The following is a 19,375-nucleotide window of genomic DNA, read 5'->3' as shown; positions in this document are numbered from 1 at the left end:
GGAGGCGCTGTTGGACACAGTCGTTGCCTCCTCATTCCTCTCGAAAAGATGCCTCGATAAGCCGCCGCTGTCACGTGGTTCTCCGCTTAGCTAAAGACGGATAGACGGAAAACATTCCCACAGGGTTGATTCTATAGCCTACACCGTAGCTATCGAAGCAAAGTAACAGGGTCTCCGGCGGGAGACCCAATGAATCAGTCTTTTCTCAAAGACTACGGAGCGATGTATGGGCTATGCCCATATACATGTTATGGTTTGATAAACCAGAAGGTTCTTTTCGAGAGTAAGTACCAGTCAAGCCCGATGCCTGCAGAGGACCAGCCCAAACGAACGTGAGACGGGCCGCTTGAGCCTCCGTCGGTCACAACCTATTTCACCAGTTCGACCCTCGAGTGGGGTGTGTCTCAGGAGTTCACGATCGTGCACGCGCTCTCGCTCGTGATAGTGGGCTTGCTGAACCTCGGGCTGGCAGCGCTCATCTACCGGACGCGGACGAAACAGGACGTGAAGCCGCTGATGGCCTTCCTCGTCGGCATCACGTGTTGGACGCTGCCACAGGGGCTGTTGCTCGTCGAGACGAACCCGCAGGTCGGACTCCTCCTCTCGATCGTCATCAACTCCGGGGCAGTCATTATGGCGACCGGGCTGTTCCACTTCGCGCTCGCCTACACCGGGCGGGACGACTGGCTCAGACCGGGCCGGCTGGGACTGGTCTACCTCGGGACGGCCACCTGGATCGTCGTCATCTGGACCGACCCCCTCCACCACTGGATGCACCAGCCGATGACCTACACGGAGGTGCTCCTCCCGGTCGTCGAGTACCAGAACGTCGGCTACTGGCTCTACGTCTTCTGGAACTGGTCGCTCTCGGCGGGTGGCATCTACCTCTTCTTCCTCGAGTACCTGGATGCTCGCGGCAGCGGCGTCTACCACCGCCAGGCGCGGCTGGTGGTGCTCGCGCCGCTGATCCCGGGCGTGGCGAACGTGCTGGCGTTCAACGGGACGACGGCGATCAACTACTCGGTCTGGGGCTTCGGCGCGACCGGGATTCTGATCGCCGTCGCGCTGTATCGCTACCAGTGGCTCGACCTGGTCCCGATCGGCCGCGACAGCGTCATCGAGGAGATGCGCGACGGCTACCTGGTCGTCGACGACCAACACCGGGTGGTCGACCTGAACCCGGCGGCGCGCTCGCTGCTCACTGCACCGGACCCGCTCGGAAAGGCGATCGACGAGGTCTTGCCGGAGTGTGAACCGCTGCTCACCGGCGAGACGCGTGAGTTGACCATCACGCGCGGGGAAGCCATCGTCGACGCGACCAGTTCGACCATCGACGACGGGGAGATTCTGGGTGCGGTGTTGATGCTCCGCGACGTCACCGACCAGCGCCGGGCCGAGAAGCGCTTTCAGGTACTCATCGAGAACGGCTCCGACGTGATCACGCTCGTCGACGAGTCGGGCGTGATCACCTACGCCAGCCCCTCGATCGAGACCGTCCTCGGCTATCGCCCCACAGCCCTCGTCGGGACGTCGCTGCTCGAGTTGGTCCACCCCGACGACCGTCGCGACGCCGTCGAGCGGTTCACCGCACTGCCCGAACCCGTCGACGGCCAGGCGCGCTTCGAGTACCGCGTCCGCCACCGCGACGGCTCGTGGGTCATCCTGGAGGGGGTCGCCGTCGACCTCCTCGAGAACGAAATCGTCGGCGGCGTCGTCATCAACTCGCGAGACGTGACCGAGCGCAACGAACGCGAGCGCGAACTCGAGCGGACGAACCAGCGTCTCGACGAGTTCGCGGGCGTGCTCAGCCACGACCTCAGAAATCCGCTCGGTCTCGCACAGACGTACGCGACGTTCGCCGAGGAGTCGGGCCGCCCGGAGGACCTCCAGGTCGTCCACGACGCCCACGACCGGATGGAGCGGATGGTGACGAACCTCCTGACGATGGCGCGCGCCGGCGGAACGCTCGAGGAGACCGAACCGGTGTCGGTCCGTGCGCTCAGCGAAGACGCCTGGGAGACGGTTCGCGCCGACGGCGCGACGCTCACCTGTGACCTGCCGGCGGAGTGGACGGTCGAGGGCGACCCCGAGCGGCTGTTACACGTCTTCGAGAACCTGTTCCGGAACGCGCTCGAGCACGGAGTCGGTGAGGAGACACCCGTAGACGCCCGCGACGGCGGCGGGAGTGAGCCGAATGAGACCGCCCTCACGGTTCGCGTCGGCGCACTCGAGCGCGCGGGAGCACGCGGGTTCTTCGTCGAGGACGACGGCGTCGGCATCCCGCCCGAACGCCGGGAGACGGTCTTCGAGCGCGGGCGAACGACGAGCGCCGAGGGAACCGGCTTCGGACTCTCGATCGCTCGCGACGTCGTCGACGCCCACGGCTGGCGGATCGGGGCGACCGAGAGCGCGAGCGGCGGGGCGCGTTTCGAGATCGAAGTCGAGTGAAGCGGCGAGCGCCCGGAGCGAGTGTCCGGTCGCGGGCACAGTGTACAGGTTTACATACTGTTCGTCTCGAGTATCGGTATCGATGACGACGCAGACGCGGCAGGTCGGCGGGGCTCGCTCGAGCGGTGTGGGCAGTACACAGCGTGCAGTCGGTGCAGCGATAGTAGCCACTGCAAGTCAGTGCACACCTGATCGCCGGACGGGTCGGCGATCAGTTGTAAATCGTTGCAGTTGGTACTATAGACGAGGGTGGCCATGAGCGGGGTTCGCTCCCGGGCTAGCGGACTTCGCGAACGCCCCGGACTCGCGGGCTATTACGCGGTTTCCGGACTCATCGTCGCCGTGTTCTCGGCGCTGTGGCTGTTCGAGGGCCACTACCTGTTCACCGCCTGGTTCCCCGCACTCTACGACGAGGTGACGCCGATCAACGGCGTCGCCGCCGGGGCGTTCATGACGCTCCTGCTCGCGTGTTCGCTCGCCGCACTCGTCCGGCCGCGAACCGCCCTCGGTCCGTCGAAGGTCCTGCTCGTCGGCGCGGGGCTGCTGGCAGTGCTGTTGCCGCTCTCGCTGGCGAGTGAGACACCGCTGGTGACGGTCGTCCTCTACGCCGTCGCGGCGACGCTCCTCGTGGGCTTCGTGCGCCTCCACCCGGCTCGCGCCTCACTCACCCCACAGACGGCGCTCGACTACCGGGTGCTCGCCCTGACGGCCGTACTCGCACTCCCGTTCCTCCCGCTGGCACTCGAGTACCAGTGGCTACAGCTGACCCGCACCGACGCGGTCGCAGAGCGGTGGTTCTACGGCGGTCTCTCGATGTACTTACTCGCCATCCTGGCGTTCCTGGTTGTCTCGAGCGTCGACGCCTCGAGTCGCCGGTTCGCTGGTGCTGCCGGGGTCTTCCTCGCCGGGGTGCTCGCACTGGTATCGGTGGTCTATCCGGCCGAACTCCACAGCCTGGGAACGCTCGGCGGGGCGGGGCTGTTCGTCTGGTGTGTGGCCGTCGCTGCCGTGTTGTACAGGACGTAGAGGTTGGGTAGTGACTTCGGTTACTCTGCGGCGGGTTCGAGCGTTCCGCGGTTCGCGAGCCAGGAGAGCAGCTGACGCTGGTCGGTGATCGAGTGTACCTCGTCCGGAACCGTCCAGCGGTCCGAGCGGACGAGTACCTGGCGCACGTCGTCGTAGATCGGTAGCATCGGCAGGTCCTGGTTGACGACCCACGCCAGGTCGCGGACGATCGCGTCGGCCTGACTCTCCGGTGCGGTCTCGAGCAGGTCGAACGCCGCATCGAGGTCGACCTCCATCGTGTCGGAACCGTCCATCGCAGGCACCTCGACGGTGTCGGGGTAGTTCAGGAACGACGTGCTGGAATCGAAATGTCGGTTGCGTAGCTGGAACGCGAGCGAGGCGGCAGGGTTGAAGCCAGCGACGCCGGCGGTGTTCCACTCGAGGGCGGTTACCTGGAAGTCGCCGTCCGAGAGGGTGCTCTCGAGGAGACCGCGCTCGGCTGGAGCCAGCGTCACGTCCATGCCGAAGTCCCTGAGTTGGCTCGCGATGGTGTCGGTCGCGACCTGCCACTCGGCCCACCCGCTCGTGTACTGAATCGTGAGCGAGAGCGGTGCGCCCGTCGAATCGACCCACGAGCCGTCGGCTGTTCGCTCGTAGCCGGCCGACTCGAGGAGCGACGTCGCTCTCGGGCAGTCGTGATCGTACGGGTCGAACTGCTCGAGGTCCTCGCCGAGTACGGCGTCGGTGATCGAGGAGGCGAGTCCGGCGGGCACCGACGGAACGGCGGTGAGACGCGGGTCGGCGCGGTCGGCGACGAAGTCAGTGTGGATGGCGAGGGCGATGGCCTGGCGGACCTCGCGCCGGCCGACGTGGTCGTCGGCGTGGTTGAACGCGAGTCCGTAGCCAAAGGTACCGGGATGGTGCAGTTCGGTGACGGTGTCGGGGATCGACTCGAGTTCGTGCGTCGAGACGAGGAGGTGATCGAGCCCGTCGAGCGTCCCCTCGAGGAGGTCGTCGACGTGACCCGCGACGGAGCTTCGTTGTTCGACGGTGAAGCCGTCGACACCGATAGCCGACGCCCGTGGGTGAGTCTCGCGCGTCGCGTAGCGGACGTACTCCGCCGTCCGTTCCTCGAGTTCGAACGGGCCGGAGGCGACCGGTTCCTCGAGTTCGAACGACCGGAGGTCGTTTCCGACGGCGTCTACCTCCTCGCCGTCGTTGAGCCGGTCGAAGAACTCGGCGAAGACGTGAGCGGGGGTGTTGATCGTCCGGTCGAGGAGGAGGAACTCGAAGGACGACTCGTTGACCGGTTCGGCGAGAGAGAGGGTGAACGTCGTCTCGTCGACGGCCGTGACACCAGCCAGGTGCTCCCAGACGTCGTCGTCAGCGACGAACGCGAGGACGAACTGGGTGAGGAGGTCGTCGGCGGTCACCGCCGTGCCGTCGCTCCAGGTGAGGTCGTCACGGAGCTGGAGGAGAACCTCGTCGTCGTCGAACTCCCAGGACTCGAGACCGTGGGGAATCCACTCGCGGGCATCGACGTCGTAGCTCGCGAACGGCTCGTAGAGGAGCGTCTCGTGGTTGCCAGCGAACGCCACGGGGTCGTGTGGATTGTACTGGATGGTTTCGATGCCCTGCCAGCCTGCCGTCACGAAGGAGCCGTCAGCACCGTCGTCGGCGAGCGTGAGCGCCTGTATCCGAGCATCGGGTCCGGTCTCGTCAGACTCGAGTGGGCGTGCAGACAGCCCCGACACGGAGAGCTGTGAACGTTCTTCCATACTGTTGATAAAATAGCAGAACCTCTTATAATTTTGTCTTTTGGGTGACGGAATACGGTGTGTCCAGCAGCGGCCACAGCGGGCGGCTACGGTGGGACAGCACGGCTCTCGGCACGCCTCACTGTCTTCGCGGATAGTAGGAGACCCCTACCATGCAGAGAGAACGGCGGGCGAGAACGCAACTCGAGCGTTCCGACTCGAAACGGGGAGGTAAGACGGAGCTAACACAGGTCAGCGAGCGTGTACTAAACAGCGAGTTACACATAGAGCCAGTCGTATGTCAGACGATCACGACGAGTCGAACCGTGAACTCAACCGCCGGTCGTATCTCACGCACGTCGCAGCAGCGGGAGGGGCGGTCGGTATCGGTAGCGTCGCAGGGCTGGGAACGGGGTCAGTCGGTGCACAGCCGACGAACGAACAGGGTGAGAGCGTCGTCGCGCAATTCTGCGGGACGTTCACGCCGGGACCACAGGCGAACCAGTGTCTCTCCTGTGTCGAACCGCTCTGTCTCAGCGAGGAAGTGAACACGCTCTTCCCGCTGTTCACCGGCCTGACCGGCCAGTGTTTCACTCCCGAGGAGATTCCCGGCGGCGCTGACTTCGTCACGCTCAAAGCGGGATTGAACTGTTACGTCGCGCCCGTGGGTAACAACACGACGTTCTGTCTGCCGCCCGGGTCGCCAGACATCAGCAACGCGACCTTCTACCGCTGCGGTGGCGAACCAACGCCGGCGCTGATGTGGTTCAAGGTGACGTGTGACGAGATTACCGTCACGACCGAGAATATCCCCGATGGGACGACGTTGACGGCGACCGTCACGTTCCTCGACCAAGACGGCACCGTGAGTGAAGAGACCTTCCAGGCGACGGTGCAGAACGACACGACGACGTTCGTGTTGCCGGGCAACCTGAATCCGACCAACCTGGTGATCTCGCTCGGAGACCTGGTTCTCGACGATCAGCAAGTGGTTGCCGAGGACGCACCGTGTACGAAGAAGCCCCCAGATCCACCGACACCGGACGATCCACGGATCGAAACCCTCCGAGTCACCTGTGATGCGATCACGATCACCACCGCAGATATCCCCGCCGGCGACACCTTGTTCGTGACGGTGACGTTCGTCGGCGACATCGTCGAGACGTACGACATCCCTGTCGACGAGGACGGCACCGCGACCGTTCCGCTGCCGGGAGATCTCGACCCCTCGAGACTGGTCATCGTCTACGACGGCGAGACGCTGTACGACGACCACGTCCAGGCGCTCGATGCGCCGTGTGCAGAGGTTCCGCCGAAGCCGCCGAAGAAGAAAAAGAAGGGGAAGAAATACACTCGCAAGAAGCGGAAATACGAGCGGGCGAAACGCGAGTACGAACGCTACAAGAAGAAGTACGAGAAGGGCGACGGGGACCAGAAAACCCTACAGAAGAAACGGGGTGCCTACGAGAAGGCGAAACGCGAGTACGAACGCGAGAAGCGGTGTCGTACGTACTGAGCGAGTCTCGCACGTATCTCTCCGTCCCTGGCTCCGCCGCAGAGACCGCCACACAGCCACCGACGACGGGAGTATACAGGTCTCGCGACGGCTCGAGCGGGAGAGACGAGTTACTGACGAGGCACTGACGGTCCGCACCCATCTCAAAACGGCGGCGACTCGAGGTCCACTGGCTGACGGCCGTCACAGCCGTGGCGGTGGAGTTCGACGGCGCGTCTCGTCCGGTTCTCTGGGTCGGCGACCGTCTCGCGGGTGACCTCCTCTTCGATCCGATACATCGTGATCCCGGTCAGCGCGGCGTCGGCCGCGTCGGTCCACTCCGCACAGAGGTACTCGGCGAGCGCGGGGGCCGCACCCGGTGCGCGAGCACTCCCGAGGTTGCTCGTGTAGAAGCGCTCCCGGTAGGTGGGGTACTGGTGGTGGAGGCGCTCGTGTGGCCGGTCGAAGCTGAGCGGCCGGTCGTTGTAGACGTCGAGGTGGCGGCCGTCGGTCGTCTCCGCGGCGAAGACGTAGTAGCGGTCGGTCGTTCTGGGGTTGGGTGCGAAGACGTTCCACTCGGTCTGCTGGGTGGCGACCGCGGTCAGCGCCCCCGTCGCGCCGTCGGCGGCGTCGGCGACCGGGTCCGGCGTGCGCTCGTCGCCGACAGCCCCAACCACGAGCGCAGAAGAGAGCGCGACGAGGACGACGGCCAGGGTGACGTGACGGGTGCGCGAGGTGAGCAGCGGTCGCCGGCGTCGAGCAGGGAGCGCTCGAGCGGCCGCTTCGAGTCGGCGCTGGAGGTCGGAGCGTTGTCGCTCGAGGCGGCGAGTGTGAGCAACACAGGCGTCCCAGAACGGAGTCTGGAGGAACAGGAGGAGTCCGGCGATGGCGACGAAGGCGAACGCGCCGATGCGGACGGTGAGCGCGAACGAGGCGTGGACGGTGACGAACAGTCCGACGAGGAGGATGCGGGCACGCCCGCGCAGGAGGACGAGCAGCCAGGCGCACGCCAGCATGTAGTACCAGGTCAGCCCGCCGAGCTGGAGGAGCGCCGGAACCTCCCGGAGGGCGTCGCCGAAGAGGTAGGTGGTGTCGTCGAGCCCGAGGATCAGGACGGCCGCCTCGCCGCTTCGCCACTGCTCCGAGTGGGACTTCTGGTAGGCGTTGACGAGGTACATCGTGAGCAGCTGCGAGAGGATCGCTGCGGTGGCGAGACTCGAGACCGTCGGCCGTGGCTCGCCCTCGGCGTGGAGGGCGTCGACCGACCAGCGCTCGCCGAGCGGGAGAAAGAGCGCCCAGAACAGCAGCCAGAGCGTCAGCGTGTCGGCGTGGCTCAACACCAGTGGGTTCGCCAGGTCGACGGAGAGGGCGAAGATCAGCGAGAAGAACGTCGCGACGCGCGTCTCGTAGCCGACGAGCAGCGCCACGGCGACGAGCGCGTGGAGGACGAACAGCGCCGCGACGGCCGTCGGCGACGACGAGAGGTGCAGCGGCGAGGTGATCGAGACCGGGGCGGCCTCGCGGGCGACCTCGGGCGGGACGACGCCACCGGCGGTGTAAAAGCGGGTGAACGCTCGAGCGCGCAGGAGGACGTCCGCGAGGAGGAGCGCACCGAGCGAGATGCGAAACGCCGCGAGCGCCCGCGTGTCGATCCGTACGCACCCGGCGAGAAATCGACGGCTGGCTCCCAGGGCGTTCCGGACGGTCGCTCGAGTCCCGTGCATCTGGTGAGACGGCTCTCGTGTGTGTATCATAGGTCTGTCGTCTTCACGTCACGAACACAACGGTTACCCCATCACGGCACCACGGTTCGGCCGATGCCCAACGGCCGCCCCGGAGACCACCCCTACACCGACATCGTCGTCCACGACCACGACCTCTTCACGCCGGAAATCCGTGCGTCCGTCAAAGCGATCGACGCCTACGGAGACAGCGGGGCCATCTACGCGACCTACCCGCTGGTGTATCCCACGACGGACGACGAGGCGCTTCGACGCACCGAGACCACCCTCGAGTCGCTCTGTGAGGCGATCGACGTCGCGAACGACCGCCCGGAGTCGAGTCCGCTCGAGGCAGTCCTCGCCGGCGACGAGTCGCTCTACAACGAGGCGGTCCGCTCGCTCGTCCGCGACATCGACGCCGAGATCGACGACGCCGAGCTGTTCGCACAGAGCAACCGAAACGACCTCTCGAGCGTGCTCTGGCTCGCTGGCTGGGACCCCGAGGACCGACAGGCGCTCGAGGACGACCTGCGCGCGTGTCGCGAGCGGATCCGGGACCGCAAAGCGCGCGAGTGACGCGACTCGGTGCTGGCGGGGAGCCGACAGTCACCGGATCGTGTGAAACCGTTATCACGACGGCCGGTGTGAACCACTGCGGATGACTCCAGACCAGCCGACGAGGCGAGACTCGAGTGAGAGCGAGGAGACGAGCGGCCGGACGGAGGGCGCGGGCTGATGTGTACGCGTCTGACCTACCTGGGTCCCGGCGAGTGCGTGCTCACCGCCCGCTCGATGGACTGGGAGCGCGACATCGGAACGAACCTCTGGGCGCTCCCCCGCGGGGTCGAGCGCGACGGTGAGGCGGGACCGGTCTCGCTCGAGTGGACCGCCGAGTACGGCAGCGTGGTCGCGACCGCCTACGACGTCGCGACGACCGACGGGATGAACGAGGCGGGGCTGGTGGCCAACCTGCTGTGGCTCTCGGAGTCGGACTACCCCACGCCCGACGGCGAGACGCCCACCATCTGCATCTCGCTGTGGGCGCAGTACGTCCTCGATCAGTTCGCGACGGTCGCCGACGCCGTCGAACACCTCCGCGAGGAGGAGTTCGTCGTCGTGACCGACCAGGTCCCCGGCGAGGAGCGCCTCGCGACGTTGCACCTCGCGCTGTCGGACGCGAGCGGCGACAGCGCCATCGTCGAGTACGTCGACGGCGAGCTATCGATCCACCACGGCCGGGAGTACCAGGTGATGACCAACTCGCCACCGTTCGACGAGCAACTCGCGCTGGCGTCGTACTGGGACGAAATTGGTGGCACTGTCTTCCTCCCCGGGACGAACCGGGCCGCAGACCGCTTCGTCCGGGCGCGCTTCTACGTCGACGCGATCCCGCAGTTCGAGGACCGACGCGCCGCGACCGCGAGCGTCTTCAGCGTCATCAGGAGTGTCTCGGTTCCCTACGGACTCTCGACCGAAGACGAGCCCAACCTCTCCTCGACGCGCTGGCGGACCGTCGCCGACCACGGCGAGCGCCGCTACTACTTCGAGTCCGCCCTCGATCCGAGCGTCTTCTGGATCGATCTCGAGGAACTCGCGTTCGCCCCCGGAAGCGAACCCAGAACGCTCCAGCTCGGTCCCGACCAGTCCGCCGTCTTCGCCGGAAACGTCACCGACGAGTTGCGCGCGAGCGAGCCGTTCGAGTTTCTCGAGGCTGCGCTCGGGTGACGGACGAAGCGGGGACCGGGGGCACTCACCAGCCGCGAAGGCGGAAGTAGCGAACGTCCACGTCGGCGATACGGCCTGGATCACAGCGAGGGTACGGAACGGTGAACGTGTGGGACTCACCCGGCGGTATCGCGCCCACTGTATCCTCTCCGGTGTGTACCAGCGTCCCGTCCTCGAGGTAGGCTTTCACCCGCACGTACGTCCGCCGCGTGGGTTCGCCGGTCGTGTTTCGGAGCGTCAGGGCTGCTCCGTACACCGGATCGTCACCACTCGAGCCGATCACCCCCCAGCCGTCCTCGAGCACCTCGAGCCCGTCGCGCGTCGTTGGGCCGGGACCGCTGTCTGCCCCGTCTGGAACCGTCACCCGGTAGCGGTCGACCGCGTCCGGGTCGCCCTCGGTCCCAACGATCGTGAACTCGTAGATCTCGCCCGAGCGATAGCCGTAGACGCGGTGAGTGGTGGTAGCGACCGGTCTCGAACCCGCGTAAAACGTCGCCTCGAGTCGCTGGAGGAAACTTCCTTCGTAGCGGCCGCGAACGCCGTACCGGCCGGCGTCGTCCCGGAAGAACTCGTGGGCGGTGATGGTCTGGCGCTGACTCGTCCCCTCGAGACGCGCCCTGGCTGGCGCTCGCTCACCGCAGATCGGTGGCTCGACGGTATCGAACGTCTCCGAGGCGACCACCGTGTCGCTCCAGACTTCGGGGACCGAGAGATCGACGGTGTGATCGTCGTACGACGGCCCGAACTGTAGACAGCCCGCGAGGGCACCACCGGTGAAGAGAGCAGCAGTCTCGAGGGCAACACGGCGGTGCATCGTTTTCTGGTTGGGTCGAAGTTATAAAAGTCTTGCCAGGTATCGGTGCCGGTAGCGGGCGCGTGCGTGAGTTCGTCGGTATCTGCGTTTCCGGATGGCCGCCGCCGAGAGAGCGAGCACCGTACTCGAGCAGCACAGTATATGCTATCTGAAAAGAATAGGTGGGTATGCGTAACGCAGACCTGCTCCGGCGCGGCCTTCGCCACCCCGACGTGTTCGTCGCCTCGCTTCGTCACCACACGACTCGCATCGTGACCCGGCCGATTCGGACCGCGCTCACCGTCGCGTTCGTCTACGCGTTCGTGATCGCACTCGTCGCCTTCACACAGCACCCCGAGGAGACGCGCGTCTTCCTCGAGAACGACCCCTCGGTGAGCGGCGTGGTCCCGTTGCTGCCGCCCACCACGGTCATGGCCGTCATCGCCATCGCCGCCGTCGTCGGCGTGCCGGTCGGCATGGTCGCCAACGGCGTACGACGGGACCTGCGCTCGAGTACCCGTCGGCGACAGCTACGGAACCGGTGAGAACGCGTCTGCGCGAGCGTCTCGAGCACGAACGGGACTGCCCGGCCGCGTCGTCCCCAGTGAGTCCGTGCCGCTTCCGTCCGTGCCAAAGAATTTCAGCGAGTGTGTCCTGCGTACCAACAGCATGTGTTTCGACCGGGAATCCGTGTGGGAAACAGGTACAGTGCGAGCCGAATGGACGCTGCAAGCCGTTCGAGGTGGACACGTCGGTTCGCACCGAGACCGCGGTCGGTCGGTCGGGGCGGCTGTGGGGCGGCGATGCTGAACCCCGCGCGCGTCGACGCGGCCGTCGACCTCGCCTACGGGGCACTGATCGTCATCGCGATCGCCCTGATCGCGACGCTCGAGTTCGGCATCGGGATCGCCTTCGGCCTGGGTGTCTTCTCGGCCTACGTCGTCCACGTGGTCTGGAAGATGGCCCGCTACGATCCCGACTGGATGACGCGGGCGGTCGAGGAAACGGTCGAAGAGACCGTCAGCGAGACGATCGAGAAGCAAGTCGGTGACGTACAGACACAGGTCGAGCGAGCGGTCGGTGAGACCGTCGAACAGCAGGTCAGAGACGTCCAGGCACAGGTCCAGGCCGTCGACGAACGCGTCGACCGTCGCCCCCGGGAGGACCAGGTCGAAGAACTCATCGAGGACTCGCTCGAGAACGAGCCAGATCAGTAGGTTCGGTCGCCTCAGCGGACGATCGTAACCGGGATCTGCGCTCGCTTCGACACCGTCTCGGCGACGTTCCCGACCAGGAACCGGCGGACGACGCGGTCTCGATCTTCGCCGTGGCTCCCGAGCACGATCGCGTCGTACTCGTCGGCGCGGTTGACGATATTTCGGGCCGGGTGGCCGATGCCGACGATGGTCTCGATCTCACGCTCGCGCTCGTCGGCGAGCTGCCGGGCGCGCTCGAAGACCGGTTCGGCGCGGTTTGCCGCGGCTTCGCCGATGTCGTCCTCGAGTGAGAGTCCCACCGCGTCGCCCATCATCATCGACGGAACGCCGACGACGTGTAAGACGGTGATCGCTGCATCGGGGTGGTTCTCGAGTGCGTACTCGAGGGCGCGGCCGGCGGGTTCGGAGTCGTCCATCGGAACGAGGATTCGTGAGAGCATGGTCGATAGATGGGAAGCGAGAACCGTAAGTTCACCCTCTCGTCAGGCGACACCCGGGAAGAGCACGAAGAACCCATAGGCCAGACCCGTCGACATCGATGGGCCGATGATCCACATCGAGATGTACTTGATCACCGCCCGGGGGTTGAAGAGATCACTGCCGTGAAGCACTTCTTCGGCCTCTTCTTCCCCGATCGGCGGTGCCGGTTCGCCCGCTTCTTCCTCGGAGATGATGACGCCCAGTTCGATCTCGCGGTCCTCCACCTCGGGTGAGCGGGTGACGGCCTCGCGGAAGGTGATCGGGCGAGTCGCCCGACCCCACCCGATGCCGACGATCGTCATGACGGTCGCCATGACGAGGCTGATCGGGATCCCGATGTAGGAGAGCGCGGTCGTGATCGTCGAGGCGGTCACCATGACGAACAGGGCGGCGAGGAGCGGAATGTCACTCAGTTCGCCGCCGACCGAGTCCATCGTTCGGCGGGCGATGGTGAACCCGCCGAGACCGATCGCGAGCGTGGCGATGATGACCGCGGTGTTCACATCCAGGCCGGCCTCCCCGACCAGCGGCGCAGCGGCGTTCGGAACGTTGCTCGCCCCGGCACTGAAGGCCATGTAACAGCCGATCGCGAGGACGACTGCCGTCGTACCCACCTCCGACCAGGTCGTGTTCGGCCCGAGAACCGGCTTCGGAACCGCCCCGCGGCGGTCGAGCGCCAGCAACGGTCCCTCGGACGTCTCGATCGTCACGCGGCGGTTGACTTCCGGATAGATGTACCGGCCGATGATCCCACCGATCCAGAAGCCGATGACCGGCGTGACGATCCACCACGAGATGATGTTCGCGATCGTCTCGTAGTCGAGGGTCCCGGTCGCCAGCCCGAGACCGGCGATCGCACCGACGGTCGTCATCGACGTCGGAACGGGGACACCGAAGATGTTGGCGACGAGGATGCCCAGTCCGATGAAAAAGAGGACGGCGACGCCCGCCGACAGCGTTAGATCGATCGTGATGATTTCGCCACTGAGCGTCTGCATCACGTTCTGCCCGACGGTCATCCCCCCGAGAAAGACGAAGATGGTCATCACAGCCGCTGCAGTCGTCTTCTTCACGATACCGGCACCGACTGACGGTCCCCACGTGATCCCCGTCGACGAACCGCCGATATTGAACCCGACGAAGATCGACGCAACGACGCCGACCAGTAACAGCGTTTCGACCATACACGAACGTACGACAGTCCGGATGAAATACGTGGCGTAACCTCTCCGTGTATTTCCCGTATCGTATCAGTCACCTCTCGGCGTCGACGCGGATGTCCGTCCGGTCGTCTCCGTTCCTGTGACCGCTTGCGGCCGCCGACCGGCCGCCGAGCACTCGAGCGGTGGCCGTCCTCAGTCGGTCCAGTAGGTCATCGGCGGGTTCGGCCGACCGACGAAACAGATGCTGGTAAACCCGTAGTGTTCGATGACCTCTTTGGCTCGCTCGGCGTTTTCCTTCTCGTCGAAGACGATGAGCCCGGTATTCCCGGACCGGATTCGCCAGCGGTCACCGCTGATCTCGTCGATCGCCAGGTCCGAGGGATCGACGCCGATACAGTCTTCGCCACCCGCGGGCGTCCCGGAGGCAGTGGGGGCGTCTCCATCGACGAGCCAGTAGGTCATCGACGGGTCCGGCCGGCGGACGAAACAGATGCTGGTGAATCCGTAGTGCTCGATGATCTCTTTCCCGGCTTCGGCGTGTTCCTTCTCGTCGAAGACGAGGAGACCGACGTTTCCGGAACTGATTCGCCAGCGGTTACCGCTGAGCTCATCGATCGCCAGGTTCGAGGGATCGACGCCAATACAGTCCTCACTGAACGACAGCGTCGCCTCGTCGTCCGTTTCGCCTGGATCGTCATCGTCGTCGTCCGCCGCGTCGGTCCCGTCGTCGTCCGCCGGATCGGTCGCGTCGTCGTCCGTCGAATCAGTTCCATCGTCGTCCGTCGAATCGGACCCGTCGTCGTCCGTCGAACCGGCAGTATCGTCAGTCGCGGTGTCGTCGCTCGGCTCGGACGATGAATCGTCACCGGTGCCAGAATCGTCACTGGCATCATCACTGTCATCTGAGTCGAGACTCACCTCGAATCCGTCGTCGTCGTACTGGAAGGTACATCCCGCCAGCGCTGCAGTCCCCGACGCTGCGACCACTGCTCGAAGGAGCGCCCGACGGCTCGTTCGGTCTCCCGATCGGTTAGCGCTCACACGCCACCCCCAGTCGGTTCCCACTCGTTCGGTTCGCCGACCACAACAGTATCCCACCCATGGGCACGTCTCTGGCCATACGTGAACGAGTTGGTCGAAAGTATATAAATATAACATAATTTGTTCGATGGGAGGAGGACGGAGGCGAAAACCAGCCTGTTACACAGCCCAGGTGCGTACACTCGGCCGTAGCGCGCGTCAGAAAGCGGCTCCACTTTCTCCGTGGGACGCGAAGTCAGGACCGACGATGGACGAACCAGACCGAACGACGATCCGAGCCGGACGGAATTTCGAACGGGAGTACCGACTCGACGCGACCGACGTCGGCGAGTTCCTCGTCTCGCTGGGCGAGCAGCTGCGTGACGGGGAGGACCTCACCCTCGTCGACGACGAGTGGGAGCTGCCGTTCGCGTTCGGCGAACCAATCACGGTCGAGATCGACTTCGATGGCGTCGGTGAACCGAAACTCGAGATCGAGCTCGAGCTCCCCGGTCGAACCGACGAGCGAGCACCGCGAGTCGAGTGAGGAGTCGGAAAACGCCCAGCCATCGGCTCACGACCCGGGGGCCATCCCGACGGAATCCCGGTCCCTGACGCCACCGTGCTGGTCGTCAGAGCGGAACCGTTTGTCACGGTAGCGATGATCGCAACCGGGGTTGCGAGACGAGTCACACCACCGGCCGTGGTACCCACACTGGTGACGAGCTGGCGAACCGAACGTCAGCGGCCGGAGGTGTGTCGACCGAGCCGGCGGTCAGCGGTACTCCATCGAGACGTACAGCGCGAGCACCCCGAGGAGGTAGAGTCCCAGACCACCGAGCACCAGCCAGGTGGTCGGATTGCTGGCGTCGAAATCGTTCCAGGCGCGGACGGCTCCGAGTAGCACCAGCGACAGGCCGACGAGCTGCCCGTGAACGAGGATGCGCCAGGCGCTCCAGCGGGGATCGAGCGCGACGACGAGGTTCACGGTACCGAGAAGCGCGAACCAGCCCAGGAGGATGCGAGCTGTCAGCGGCGAGACGTCCCAGGGCCAGAACTCGATCATGACCCCTGGAAGGAGAAACAGCACGACCGAGACCACGGTGATCCCGCCACCGCTGAGCAGGCTCGCACGCCGCACGAGCCGAGGCGTCTGTGGGCCGGTATCGGCCGCCTCGACGGGCGCGGTACGCTGGTTGAGCACCCAGAGTCCAGGGATGAGGAACGGAGACACCGCGTAGAGGAGTACCCACAGCCAGAACGTCACGTGGCCATGGTTGAAGTTCTCCCAGTGGAGAACGGTGGCGATCGCCACGAACCAGGTGAACACCGCAATCCCTGGAAAGACGGGGGCGACCCGGTGCCACTCGCCGATCGTGACCACGCGATAGAAGAAGTAGACGCCCGTCCCGTACCCCGCGCCCATCACCAGCGGCGTCATCTCCGGGGTGATCGTCCAGGCGAAGAATTCGGTCGTCCGATCCGGAACGCCGTAGAGGATGAGAAACGCCACCAGCAAGATCGGCGCGATGATCCCGCCGACCAGCCGCGTCACGGGGAGGATCCGATCGTCTCGAACCGACTCGCGTGCGGAACCGAGCCCCAGCCGAATCCGTTTCGTCATCCGGTCACCACCGCCGGACGACGGGCCGTCATCCGGCGCGGGCGTGCCGGCAGACGAGCGCCGGTAGCGGTTTCGGTGTTCCTCGAGCCGCCCGCGGTGGCCCACTCGTCGATCGGCGCGGCGGTCGGTACAGTCACGGTGGTGCGTGGTACTCCCATGGTGTCCTCCTCCCTCTCGAGCCCTCAGTGCGTGCGAGAGGTACTGCTCTGTCGGGAACCAGCAAAACCCTATCTGCGATGGAGCGAGGTCGACGCGTCGCCCCCTCGAGCGGCGGCCCGAACCGCTATCCGACTCCGAACGCGGTTCCGACCGGGAGACGGGTGGTAGGTGATGCGTTCGTACGGGATACCAAGTAGCCCCCGGAGCGCACTAGTCTCGGTCTCCCGTACACCGTTTCTGGAACGAGGAGCGCCTCGAACGCTGTGAGCACCTCGAGCGAGTCGGCCGCGCTCGAGAGGAAGGAACTCGAGTTCGGTACCCGCTGGTGGCTCACCAGCGTCGGGTGGGGCGTCTCTCGGAGCGAACTCGAGCAGGTGGCTCCAAGGGAATAGATACTTGGGTGTGTGGGTACACTGTATGTACACGAGGTGAACCCGACAATGGGAACGACACGAGTGAACTTTCGGCTGCCGGAAGACCTGGTACAGAAAACCGACGTGGCGGCCGAAATCACGCACAAGAACCGGACGGAAATCCTCAAAGACGCACTCCAGCAGTACCTGCGAGAGGTCGAAGGCGACGAGCGGTTCAAAGAAGCAGTCGTCGAGCTCTATCTCGACGGCCGGATTGGATTCGACGTTCTCAGCGAATTCGTCGGCAGGCGCGACGCCGAGGCGGTCCGGGCCTCGAAAACCCTCCTCGATCGCGGTGACGAGGTCGCCCGCGACCTCGCCGACCGCTAACTGGGATTCAGGTGTTACATGATCGTCGCAGACACGAGCGCCCTGATCACCATCGCCAGTATCGACCTCCTCGACACCGTCCTCACAGAGTTCGACATCCACACCACGACGACCGTACTCGAGGAACTCGAGGAAACCAGTGCGTACGACGACCGCCACGGAACGGCCGCTCGAAGCGTCCTCGAGCAGCGCCACCGGATCACTGTTCACAGCACCGACGGTACAGCGAGACAGTCGTCGAGGATCGACCGCGGCGAAGCCAGCACGATCGAACTCGCGACCCAGGAGTCGGCCGACTTCGTGATCACCGACGATCTCCGTGCACTCCCTGAACTACAGGCAGCCGTCCAGGCCACCGTCGCAATCTCCCCGATCGTCCTCAGCGCACTCGTCGAACGAGACGCACTCGAAACCGAGACCGCCGTCGAGAAACTCGAGCAAGCCGCCGCCAACCGAGACTGGCTCGGCGCACCGATCTACAGACGGGCGAGGGAGTTGCTCGAGTGACCTGAACGGGGGTGATGAGACTGCATCGGGATGGGGTATCCGGCTGTCTTTCTGATACCAGCGACTCCGTTCGCCATCGCTGGCTTCCTCGAGTGTGCAGTCACGGCCGTTTCAGCGCGGTGCTCGAGTGACGTGGTTCTCGGCGGCGAGTCGACGCAGTCTACTACTTCCTCCAGAGCCACGGTTTAGAACTGGTGTTCGAACCTGAGTTCGTCGAAATTGTAGGAGTACGATTTGACACCTGCCTCATCACAGCGCGAAGGGAGATCTGCTGGTAGAACGTACGGCTGCTCGCCGAATTCCTTCTCGAGATGCTTACAGAAGGCAATGGAAACATCTCGGTCTCCGTCGCGATCTCCTGCGACTTCGAGCACCACCGCGACATCCGGATCGTCGTAATCGGGTTTGATGACGTAATCGCCCGGAGTGAAGGGGTTCTCCGGATACTCGAGATTCGTGTGTTTGTAGGTGTAGAGCTTGATATGCTGATCGTCACAATAGGAAGCGAGCTTCGCCGGATGGATTTCTCGCCAGTTCCCGGGACCGTCGTCGAGCATACTCGGAAACGCTACGTTGACCGCCTCGCCGTCCATCTCCTGTCCGTACGCGGTGGTGTTTTTCTCCGGTGGCAAGACCTCCACAACGACCGCGACCGAGCCGTCAGCATCGCCCTTCTTCACCACCCGATCACCAGGCGAGAACGGATTCTCCGGTTTCTGGTTGAGGTGGGCTGTGTTCGGTCCCAACTCGTGCAACTCGTTCATCGGACGGGCGGCCAGGTGTGCGAGTTTCTCGGGTTCTTCACCGGAGTACGCCTCCTGGGTTTCGACCTTCGATGCGAGCGTTTCAGTCCGTTCCCAGCCGAGGAGGATGAGCGCATCCTCGTTGTCTCGATGCCAGACCATCACGATGATATCGTCGTCTGGATCGTTCTCCAAGAGATTCGCAGGACGGAACGCAGAGACGTCTCTCGAGGTTTTCACGTCGACCTCGTAGCCGAAGACTTCGAAGTCGTGGCTGGAGAAACTCTCAGGGTTGCACCGGCGGATAGCCTCCTCATTTTCCCAATTCCACATTTCTACGGGAAGGTATTCACGGCAGAACTGTTCGAACGCGAGTTCACCGAGATTTCCGATGCGTTTGGCGTCGAGATCATCTGCGCCTTGAATCACTGCCTGATGGTGCGCCCGCTCTCTATCGATTTCGTCCGGTGTGTAGAGATACATTACACCCCGATTAGTTGTTATCCTAATGTATGTTTCGCACTGGTTGTTACTATTGGAACTGGAGAACACTTCTGCGCAGTTGATTCTCGACTCTGCAGAGAGGGACTCAGAGAATCGATGGTCTCGGCACTCACGACCCGTGTTCTATCGATAGTACCGACTATCGAATGAGGAATAACTGTTCGACTTATCCGTCTTTAGCTAAGCGGAGAACCACGTGACAGCGGCGGCTTATCGAGGCATCTTTTCGAGAGGAATGAGGAGGCAACGGCTGTGTCCAACAGCGCCTCCT

Annotated in this window: 19 protein-coding genes; 11 read left to right on the top strand and 8 right to left on the bottom strand. The window is 64.5% G+C overall.

Annotation, left to right across the window (positions count from 1 at the left end; translation table 11 throughout):
• Positions 1-399 precede the first annotated feature (399 nt).
• Together N0B15_RS15895 and N0B15_RS15890 are read left to right on the top strand one after the other, a co-directional pair.
• Complete coding sequence (locus tag N0B15_RS15895) at positions 400-2,448, top strand: histidine kinase N-terminal 7TM domain-containing protein (protein ID WP_263020693.1); 2,049 nt, start codon at positions 400-402, stop codon at positions 2,446-2,448.
• 255 nt (positions 2,449-2,703) lie between these two features.
• A complete protein-coding gene (locus N0B15_RS15890) occupies positions 2,704-3,474 on the top strand; it encodes a hypothetical protein (protein ID WP_263020692.1) in 771 nt (256 codons plus the stop codon).
• A gap of 20 nt (positions 3,475-3,494) precedes the next feature.
• On the opposite strand, the gene N0B15_RS15885 is transcribed toward N0B15_RS15890, so the two are convergent.
• Positions 3,495-5,231, bottom strand: a complete 1,737-nt coding sequence (locus tag N0B15_RS15885) for an ABC transporter substrate-binding protein (RefSeq protein WP_263020691.1) — start codon at positions 5,229-5,231, stop codon at positions 3,495-3,497.
• Positions 5,232-5,508: 277 nt separating this feature from the next.
• Here N0B15_RS15885 and N0B15_RS15880 point away from each other — a divergent pair, with 277 nt between their 5' ends.
• Positions 5,509-6,726, top strand: coding sequence for a hypothetical protein (locus tag N0B15_RS15880; protein ID WP_263020690.1), 1,218 nt, complete (start codon positions 5,509-5,511; stop codon positions 6,724-6,726).
• A gap of 143 nt (positions 6,727-6,869) precedes the next feature.
• Here the strand turns inward: N0B15_RS15880 and N0B15_RS15875 are convergent, their stop codons facing one another.
• Positions 6,870-8,459 carry an HTTM domain-containing protein gene (locus N0B15_RS15875; RefSeq protein ID WP_263020689.1) on the bottom strand — a complete coding sequence of 530 codons (1,590 nt, stop codon included), beginning with the start codon at positions 8,457-8,459 and terminating at the stop codon, positions 6,870-6,872.
• Positions 8,460-8,522: 63 nt separating this feature from the next.
• On the opposite strand from N0B15_RS15875, the gene N0B15_RS15870 reads away from it, so the two are divergent.
• Positions 8,523-9,002 carry a hypothetical protein gene (locus N0B15_RS15870; RefSeq protein WP_263020688.1) on the top strand — a complete coding sequence of 160 codons (480 nt, stop codon included), beginning with the start codon at positions 8,523-8,525 and terminating at the stop codon, positions 9,000-9,002.
• A gap of 159 nt (positions 9,003-9,161) precedes the next feature.
• On the top strand, positions 9,162-10,151 hold the full coding sequence (locus N0B15_RS15865) for a linear amide C-N hydrolase (protein WP_263020687.1): 990 nt from the start codon (positions 9,162-9,164) through the stop codon (positions 10,149-10,151).
• Between the two features lie 25 nt (positions 10,152-10,176).
• Here the strand turns inward: N0B15_RS15865 and N0B15_RS15860 are convergent, their stop codons facing one another.
• Positions 10,177-10,965 (bottom strand): FxLYD domain-containing protein, encoded by a 789-nt coding sequence (locus N0B15_RS15860; protein ID WP_263020686.1) that lies wholly within the window; start codon positions 10,963-10,965, stop codon positions 10,177-10,179.
• Positions 10,966-11,132: 167 nt separating this feature from the next.
• On the opposite strand from N0B15_RS15860, the gene N0B15_RS15855 reads away from it, so the two are divergent.
• The gene (locus tag N0B15_RS15855) at positions 11,133-11,489 is read left to right on the top strand and encodes a hypothetical protein (RefSeq protein ID WP_263020685.1); all 357 of its coding nucleotides are present in this window, start codon (positions 11,133-11,135) and stop codon (positions 11,487-11,489) included.
• A 258-nt stretch (positions 11,490-11,747) separates the two neighbouring features.
• Entirely contained in the window at positions 11,748-12,161 is a 414-nt protein-coding gene (locus N0B15_RS15850) for a hypothetical protein (RefSeq protein WP_263020684.1), read from the top strand.
• Between the two features lie 11 nt (positions 12,162-12,172).
• On the opposite strand, the gene N0B15_RS15845 is transcribed toward N0B15_RS15850, so the two are convergent.
• From N0B15_RS15845 to N0B15_RS15835, 3 genes are all read right to left on the bottom strand, one after another.
• Positions 12,173-12,601 (bottom strand): universal stress protein, encoded by a 429-nt coding sequence (locus N0B15_RS15845; protein ID WP_263020683.1) that lies wholly within the window; start codon positions 12,599-12,601, stop codon positions 12,173-12,175.
• Between the two features lie 42 nt (positions 12,602-12,643).
• Positions 12,644-13,825, bottom strand: a complete 1,182-nt coding sequence (locus N0B15_RS15840) for an inorganic phosphate transporter (RefSeq protein ID WP_263020682.1) — start codon at positions 13,823-13,825, stop codon at positions 12,644-12,646.
• 171 nt (positions 13,826-13,996) lie between these two features.
• Positions 13,997-14,845 carry a hypothetical protein gene (locus tag N0B15_RS15835; RefSeq protein ID WP_263020681.1) on the bottom strand — a complete coding sequence of 283 codons (849 nt, stop codon included), beginning with the start codon at positions 14,843-14,845 and terminating at the stop codon, positions 13,997-13,999.
• A gap of 247 nt (positions 14,846-15,092) precedes the next feature.
• Here N0B15_RS15835 and N0B15_RS15830 point away from each other — a divergent pair, with 247 nt between their 5' ends.
• Positions 15,093-15,371, top strand: a complete 279-nt coding sequence (locus N0B15_RS15830) for an amphi-Trp domain-containing protein (protein ID WP_263020680.1) — start codon at positions 15,093-15,095, stop codon at positions 15,369-15,371.
• Positions 15,372-15,599: 228 nt separating this feature from the next.
• On the opposite strand, the gene N0B15_RS15825 is transcribed toward N0B15_RS15830, so the two are convergent.
• On the bottom strand, positions 15,600-16,448 hold the full coding sequence (locus N0B15_RS15825) for a hypothetical protein (protein WP_263020679.1): 849 nt from the start codon (positions 16,446-16,448) through the stop codon (positions 15,600-15,602).
• Positions 16,449-16,870: 422 nt separating this feature from the next.
• Here N0B15_RS15825 and N0B15_RS15820 point away from each other — a divergent pair, with 422 nt between their 5' ends.
• From N0B15_RS15820 to N0B15_RS15810, 3 genes are read left to right on the top strand one after another with little or no spacing between them, the layout of a single operon-like run.
• Positions 16,871-16,999: a hypothetical protein gene (locus N0B15_RS15820; protein WP_263020678.1), complete on the top strand. Its 129-nt coding sequence runs from the start codon at positions 16,871-16,873 to the stop codon at positions 16,997-16,999.
• 48 nt (positions 17,000-17,047) lie between these two features.
• Positions 17,048-17,350 (top strand): ribbon-helix-helix protein, CopG family, encoded by a 303-nt coding sequence (locus N0B15_RS15815; protein ID WP_263020677.1) that lies wholly within the window; start codon positions 17,048-17,050, stop codon positions 17,348-17,350.
• 18 nt (positions 17,351-17,368) lie between these two features.
• On the top strand, positions 17,369-17,857 hold the full coding sequence (locus tag N0B15_RS15810) for a PIN domain-containing protein (protein WP_263020676.1): 489 nt from the start codon (positions 17,369-17,371) through the stop codon (positions 17,855-17,857).
• 185 nt (positions 17,858-18,042) lie between these two features.
• On the opposite strand, the gene N0B15_RS15805 is transcribed toward N0B15_RS15810, so the two are convergent.
• Positions 18,043-19,083: a DUF7961 domain-containing protein gene (locus tag N0B15_RS15805; RefSeq protein ID WP_263020675.1), complete on the bottom strand. Its 1,041-nt coding sequence runs from the start codon at positions 19,081-19,083 to the stop codon at positions 18,043-18,045.
• Positions 19,084-19,375 lie beyond the last annotated feature (292 nt).

Source organism: Natronobiforma cellulositropha (genome assembly GCF_025629245.1).
Classification (GTDB): Archaea; Halobacteriota; Halobacteria; order Halobacteriales; family Natrialbaceae; genus Natronobiforma; species Natronobiforma cellulositropha.
This window is presented reverse-complemented; position numbering and strand designations above follow the sequence as displayed.